The sequence below is a fragment of the Streptomyces sp. NPDC028419 genome, from assembly GCF_055565515.1.
On the sequence record NZ_JBVHUE010000014.1, the window covers coordinates 70,210 to 76,349 of the forward strand.

The window sequence follows — 6,140 nt, forward strand, 5'->3', positions numbered from 1 at the left end:
CCGGACGGTGTTCCGCATTCTTCGCAGATCAGCCGGGAAGTGATCACATGCACGATCACCCGCGGCCAGCAGGGGGTTTACTCATGGCAGCCAGGCCTCTCGTCGCCCGCCAGCCGAACGAACGGTTGCAGGCACTCATCCAGGAAGCCGGCTGTTCCAACGCCGGCCTCGCTCGTCGGGTCAACATGTGCGGCGCGGAACACGGCCTCGACCTCCGCTACGACAAGACATCCGTGGCCCGTTGGCTGCGCGGACAGCAGCCGCGCGGCCGGGCCCCGGGGATCATCGCCGAGGCCCTGGGTCGCAAGCTCGGTCGGACCGTCACCATCGACGAGATCGGCATGGCGAACGGCAAGAACCTGGCCTCCGGCGTGGGCCTGCAGTTCTCGCCGACCGTCGTCGGCGCCATCGAGCAGGTCTGCGAGCTGTGGCGCAGCGACGTGGGCCGCCGCGACTTCCTGTCCGGATCGACCGTGGCCGCCTCCGCCCTCGTCGAGCCCAGCCGCGACTGGCTGATCACCGGGGCCGACGCCCAGGTGGCCCGTACGGGCGGCTCGCGCGTCGGGATGTCCGACGTCGAGGCGGTGCGGGCCACCACCGACGCCCTCACGGACCTCGACCACCGCTTCGGCAGCGGCCACGTACGGCCCGTGGTCGTCCACTACCTCAACAGCGTGGTCTCCGGACTGATCGGCGGGTCCTACCGGGAGCCGGTGGGCCGCGCGCTCTTCGCGGCGGTGGCCCGACTCACCGAACTCGCGGGCTACATGGCGGTGGACACGGGCCAGCCCGGGCTCGCCCAGCGCTACTACATCCAGGCCCTGCGGCTCGCGCAGGCGGCGGGCGACCGCGCCTACGGCGGGTACGTGCTCGCCGCGTCCATGAGCCACCTCGCGGCCGAGCTGGGCAATCCCCGGGAGATCGCGCAGCTGGCCCGGGCCGCGCAGGAGGGCACGCGCGGGCAGGTCACGCCGCGGGCGGAGGCCATGTTCTACGCGGCCGAGGCGCGCGGGCACGCGCTGCTGGGCGACGCGCGGGCCACGGCGGTGCTGTCCTCGCGGGCCGTGACGGCGCTGGAGCGGGCCGAACCGGAGTCCGGCGACGACCCGGTGTGGATCCGGCACTTCGACCAGGCCTACCTGGCCGACGAGCTCGCGCACTGCCACCGCGACCTGGGGCAGGCCGACGCGGCGGGGCGGCGGGCGGAGGAGGCCTTGCGGGCGCTGCCCCGGACCAAGGCCCGCAGACGAGCCATCGGGATGCTGCTGCTGGCGACCTCGCAGGTGCAGCGCCGTGAGGTGGAGCAGGGCTGTCACACGGCCGCGCAGGCGGTCGACCTGCTCTCCGGCCTGCGCTCGAACCGGGGCGCGGACTACCTCGACGACTTCCGGTCGCGGCTGGAGCCGTACCGGGAGGAAGCGGCGGTCAGGGAGTTCAGCGCACGGCTGGAGACCCAGGTGGCGTGACGGACACGGGGGGTGACGGGGTAGCGTGACCGACTGTTCCGTAGGGTCGGACGGTCGGATAAGGAGTCCCGGTGACGCAGAGCGGCGGACGAGGCGGCGACTCGCGGCACCCCGCGGAGCCCCAGCCTCCCGTGTACGAAGCATCCACGCCCCCATCCCAGCCCCAGCCCCCGTCCCCGCAGCAGTACGGATACGGACACCCGCCCCAGGACGCGCCGCCGCCCGGCCACGTCCTGGGACCGGGGTACGAGGGCCCGGGCGCCCCGCACGGCTACGGCTACCCGCCGATTCCCGAGGCCGAGACCCAGTACATACCGCCGGTCCCGGCGCAGCCGGAGCCGCAGTTCGGTGCCCCGGCGCACGGGGACGCGTACGGCGACGCGGCGACGCAGTACATCCCGCCGGTGCCCGCCGCTCCGGCGTACGGGGAGGCGGCGTACGGCGGCGACGCCGCGACGCAGTACATCCCGCCGGTCTCCGCGGCGCCGGGATACGGGGAGGCGGCGACGCAGTACATCCCGCCCGTTCCGGCCGCCCCGGACCACGGGGAGGCGGCGACGCAGTACATCCCGCCCGTTCCGGCCGGACCCGGGATGCACGAGGCGGCCACGCAGTACATCCCGCCGGTCGCGGCGGGCCCGGTCCCCGGCCAGGGGCAGGGTCAGGGTCAGGGTCAGCCGGACGTCTTCGACGGCCTGTTCCGCAGCGCGGGCCCCGGCGACGACCAGGGGCAGACGCAGGTGCTGCCGCCCGTCCAGGAGCCCGTGCGCAGCCAGGCGCCGCCGCCCGCGCCGCCCTTCCAGCAGCGCCGCCAGAAGCCGCCGCAGCAGCACCAGCCGCCCTTCCCGCAGCAGCCGGCGCACCTCCAGCAGACGACCGGCTTCCAGCAGCCCCCGCCGCCCCCGCACCGCCAGCAGCCCGCGCCCTTCCAGCAGCCGCCGCCGGAGCCCGCGCGGAAGGTCTCGCCCGTGGTCATCGGGGTCTCGGTGCTCGCGCTCGCGGTGGTCGGACTGGGCGTGGGTTCCCTGCTGGGCGACGGCAAGGCGCAGAACAACGACCCGGCGGCGGTGGACGTCTCGGCGAGCAAGCCGGCCGGTACCGGTTCGGCCAAGCCCCCGGCGGACGAGGCACCGGTGGATCCGGCGCGCGGGCAGGCCGTACAGCTCGACAAGGTGCTCGCGGACAGCAACGACAGCCGGGCGACGGTGATCCGCGCCGTGGACGACGTGCGGTCCTGCAAGAACCTCGCGCAGTCGGCCCAGGACCTGCGCGACGCGGCCCGCAAGCGCGAGGAGCTGGTCACCAAGCTCCAGGAGCTCAAGACCGACAAGCTGCCCGATCACGCCAAGCTGACCGCGGCCCTCACCAAGGCGTGGAAGTCCTCCGGTTCGGCGGACCAGTACTACGCGTCCTGGGCGGACGAGGCCGCGGGCGACCGCAAGACCTGCAAGGACGGCAAGGCCAAGTCCACCGGCAACGCCAACAACGGCGACAAGGCGAGCGGCGAGGCGACCAAGGCGAAGGAGTCGGCCTCGGGCATGTGGAACAAGATCGCGACCCAGTACGGCCTCACCAAGCGGGACCCCTCCGACCTCTGAGCCGGGGCGCGGACGCGGTTCAGCTGGCGCGGGGGGCCGCCTCCAGGGTCTGGGTCATGTCCATGGTGCTCTCGCCGGGCTGCGCGACGATCCGGCCGTCCTGGACGATCTGGAAGGTGACCCGGCCGTTCGCCATGCGGGGGAAGCCGCCGACCGCGCGCATGTCCTGGTAGCGCCAGCTCAGGTCGGGGGTGAGGCCCCCGGTCTTGATCCCCGCCGAGTGGTTGAGGGCGCGGGTGACCGTGCGGCCGGTGACGTCCTCGTCCTTGCCGAGGCGTTTGACGACCTCGCTGAGGACGGAGTAGGCGATCCAGGTGGTCTGGGTGCCGGTGTCGTCCGGGTCGACCCGGTTGTCGCCGAAGGCGTTGTCGGCGATGACCTTCCGCATCGGCTGCCACAGCGGATCGCCCGACACCGGGTACCAGCTGGTGACGTAGGCGCCCTCGAACTGGCTCTCCTTGCCGCCGGTGCGGTCCACCAGGGACTGGCTGACGCTGCCGAGGACGGAGGAGAGCTGCGGCTTCTTGGTCTGGGTGTCGAGTCGGCGGAAGGAGTCGAAGAAGGTCTCGGTGCGCTCGCCGAGGACGGCGGCCACGCACCCCTTCGACTTGTCCTTGCCCTTCCCGGCCTCGGTGAGGGCCTCGGTCGCCTGGGCGCCGTAGTTCGCCGAGTCCTCGGGCGCCCGGACGTCGGCGGCCTCGCGCTGCGGCTTGACGGCCTTGAAGCCGGCGTTGAGGAGGATGGGCATGGAGTCGCCGGCGAGGGTGTCGGGCCGTACGAGCGCCACGTCCTCGCAGGCCTTGCCCAGCTGGTGCCCGGCTCCGGCGAGCAGCACCGGCTGACCGCCGTTGACGGGGTAGGACAGGGTGCTCTGGAACTCCTCGGCGGAGACCCCGTAACCGCCGATGAAGGGGATGCCCTCGGCTTCGAGCGGAGCCATGAAGGCGCGCCCCCACTGGCTGTACGAGCCCACGACGGCCACGGCCTTGGCGGCGATCGCCTGTCGGGCGCAGTCGGCGGCGCCCGTGGCGGTGTTGTGCTCGTTGCAGGTCAGGACGCGGAGCTTGCGGCCGTTGATGCCGCCCTTGCCGTTGATCCAACGCTCGTAGGTCTTGGCCATGGCGGGCATGCCGCCCATGTTGGTGGCCTTGGTGCCCTCGGGGGCCCAGGTCATGACGGTGATGGTGTCCCCGGAGCCCCCCGTGGCTCCGGGGACCAGGCCACAGCCGGTCAGGAGACACGCACTCGCCATCGTGCTCGTCGCCGTGGTCACCGCCCTGGTCAGGAGCGTGCGGGAGCGGTAGCGGGAACGTGATGCTGTTCGCCAGTCGGTCATGACCCGTCACACTTCCGGCCCACGGGGAACTGAAGTGTGAGGTGTACACAACATTGGGTGACGCCCGGGTGAATTACCGGGGACCGCCGGGGGGCAAGGCGGGCAAGGGCAGTCAAGGCGGGCGCGCGGGGGAACGTACGATCGAGCGCGTGACATTCGACCCAGGTCCGAAGAACTCTTCCCGCCGCGGCCGCCGCTCCTCCACCATGGGCGGCATGCCCCTCAACGACATGCCGTGGTGGCGCTGGCGCACCAACGTGCGCTCGGCCCTGCACATGCTCTCCGACCCGGCCTTCCAGGAGGACACCTGGCTCGCCGGGCTCGACGGCTACGGTGACGTCACCGACGCCGTCTACCGGCTCGTCGAGGACACCTGGCTCGACAGCTGGTCCGCCGAGAAGTACGTCGGCACGATCTTCCGCGACTCCCAGGAGGCGGCCCTCGTGGACCTCGCCGTCCTGCGCGTGCTGCGGATCCTGCACCAGGTCGGACCGGACGCCCCCGTCTCCGTCTACCTGGAACACCACGGCTGGCCGGAGGCGGTCCGGGCGGCACGCGAGGCGCACGTACGGTTGGCGGCGGCCGACGGGGAGGACCCGGACGTGCGCCCGCGCTCCCTCGACGTGCTGAGGATCATCACGCGGGCCGCGTGAGGCGAGGTGGGGCCCGGATGTGAAAGTCTTGCCGGTCATGAGCGACGACCCGCAGCAGAGCGAGCCCCAGCAGTACGTACTGACCCTGTCCTGCCCCGATAAGCAGGGCATCGTGCACGCCGTGTCCAGTTACCTGTTCATGACCGGGTGCAACATCGAGGACAGCCAGCAGTTCGGCGACCACGACACGGGCCTCTTCTTCATGCGGGTCCACTTCTCGGCGACGCCGCCGGTGACGGTCGAGAAGCTGCGGGCCAGTTTCGCGGCCATCGGCGACTCCTTCCGGATGGACTGGCAGATCCACCGCGCGGACGAGCGGATGCGGATCGTGCTGATGGTGTCGAAGTTCGGGCACTGCCTGAACGACCTGCTCTTCCGCTCGCGGATCGGGGCGCTGCCGGTCGAGATCGCGGCGGTGGTCTCCAACCACACCGACTTCGAGGAGCTGGTCGGCTCGTACGGGGTGCCCTTCGTGCACATCCCGGTCACCAAGGACACGAAGGCGGCGGCCGAGGCGGAGCTGCTGGAGCTGGTCCGGGAGCAGAACGTCGAGCTGGTGGTCCTGGCGCGGTACATGCAGGTGCTGTCCGACACCCTGTGCAAGGCGCTGAGCGGGCGGATCATCAACATCCACCACTCGTTCCTGCCGAGCTTCAAGGGCGCGAAGCCGTACCACCAGGCGCACGCGCGGGGCGTGAAGCTGATCGGTGCCACCGCGCACTACGTGACGGCCGACCTGGACGAGGGCCCGATCATCGAGCAGGAGGTCGAGCGGGTCGGGCACGAGGTGACGCCGGACCAGTTGGTGGCGGTGGGGCGGGACGTCGAATGCCAGGCGCTCGCGCGAGCGGTCAAGTGGCACAGCGAACACCGAGTCCTCCTCAACGGCACCCGCACAGTCGTCTTCGCCTGAGCGCCGGCCCCGACCGGCCCCTTCCAGCCTCGCCGGCGTTTGAGGCGCGGTCCGGGCGGAGCCAAACCCAGCCTCGCTAGGCGTAGCCACCCTCAGCCTCGCCGGGGGGGGGGGGGGGGGGGGGGGGGGGGGGGGGCAAGGGGGACGCAAGGGAAAAGAGGAAGAAGAGTCGCC

The 6,140-nt window shown here is 72.0% G+C and carries 5 protein-coding genes; 4 read left to right on the plus strand and 1 reads right to left on the minus strand.

The features are described from left to right. The first annotated feature begins 83 nt into the window (after nt 1-83). Nucleotides 84-1,466, plus strand: coding sequence for a transcriptional regulator (locus ACZ4UB_RS18070; protein ID WP_468071220.1), 1,383 nt, complete (start codon nt 84-86; stop codon nt 1,464-1,466). Nucleotides 1,467-1,597: 131 nt separating this feature from the next. Then, nucleotides 1,598-3,064, plus strand: a complete 1,467-nt coding sequence (locus ACZ4UB_RS18075; protein ID WP_468071222.1) for a hypothetical protein — start codon at nt 1,598-1,600, stop codon at nt 3,062-3,064. Nucleotides 3,065-3,083: 19 nt separating this feature from the next. Here ACZ4UB_RS18075 and ACZ4UB_RS18080 read toward each other — a convergent pair whose 3' ends face one another. Continuing rightward, nucleotides 3,084-4,400, minus strand: a complete 1,317-nt coding sequence (locus tag ACZ4UB_RS18080) for an ABC transporter substrate-binding protein (RefSeq protein WP_468071224.1) — start codon at nt 4,398-4,400, stop codon at nt 3,084-3,086. 206 nt (nt 4,401-4,606) lie between these two features. Between ACZ4UB_RS18080 and ACZ4UB_RS18085 the strand changes: the two genes are divergently transcribed. Both ACZ4UB_RS18085 and purU read left to right on the plus strand, forming a co-directional pair. Further along, on the plus strand, nt 4,607-5,053 hold the full coding sequence (locus ACZ4UB_RS18085; RefSeq protein WP_354381333.1) for an SCO4402 family protein: 447 nt from the start codon (nt 4,607-4,609) through the stop codon (nt 5,051-5,053). A gap of 37 nt (nt 5,054-5,090) precedes the next feature. Then, nucleotides 5,091-5,966 carry a formyltetrahydrofolate deformylase gene (purU, locus tag ACZ4UB_RS18090; protein ID WP_354381317.1) on the plus strand — a complete coding sequence of 292 codons (876 nt, stop codon included), beginning with the start codon at nt 5,091-5,093 and terminating at the stop codon, nt 5,964-5,966. The last annotated feature ends 174 nt before the right edge of the window (nt 5,967-6,140 follow it).

Bases quoted from the DNA above. Each gene is read 5' to 3' on its own strand.
- ACZ4UB_RS18070 (WP_468071220.1), top strand. From the start codon at position 84: ATGGCAGCCAGGCCTCTCGTCGCCCGCCAGCCGAACGAACGGTTGCAG.
- ACZ4UB_RS18080 (WP_468071224.1), bottom strand. From the start codon at position 4,400: ATGACCGACTGGCGAACAGCATCACGTTCCCGCTACCGCTCCCGCACG.
- ACZ4UB_RS18085 (WP_354381333.1), top strand. From the start codon at position 4,607: ATGGGCGGCATGCCCCTCAACGACATGCCGTGGTGGCGCTGGCGCACC.
- purU (WP_354381317.1), top strand. From the start codon at position 5,091: ATGAGCGACGACCCGCAGCAGAGCGAGCCCCAGCAGTACGTACTGACC.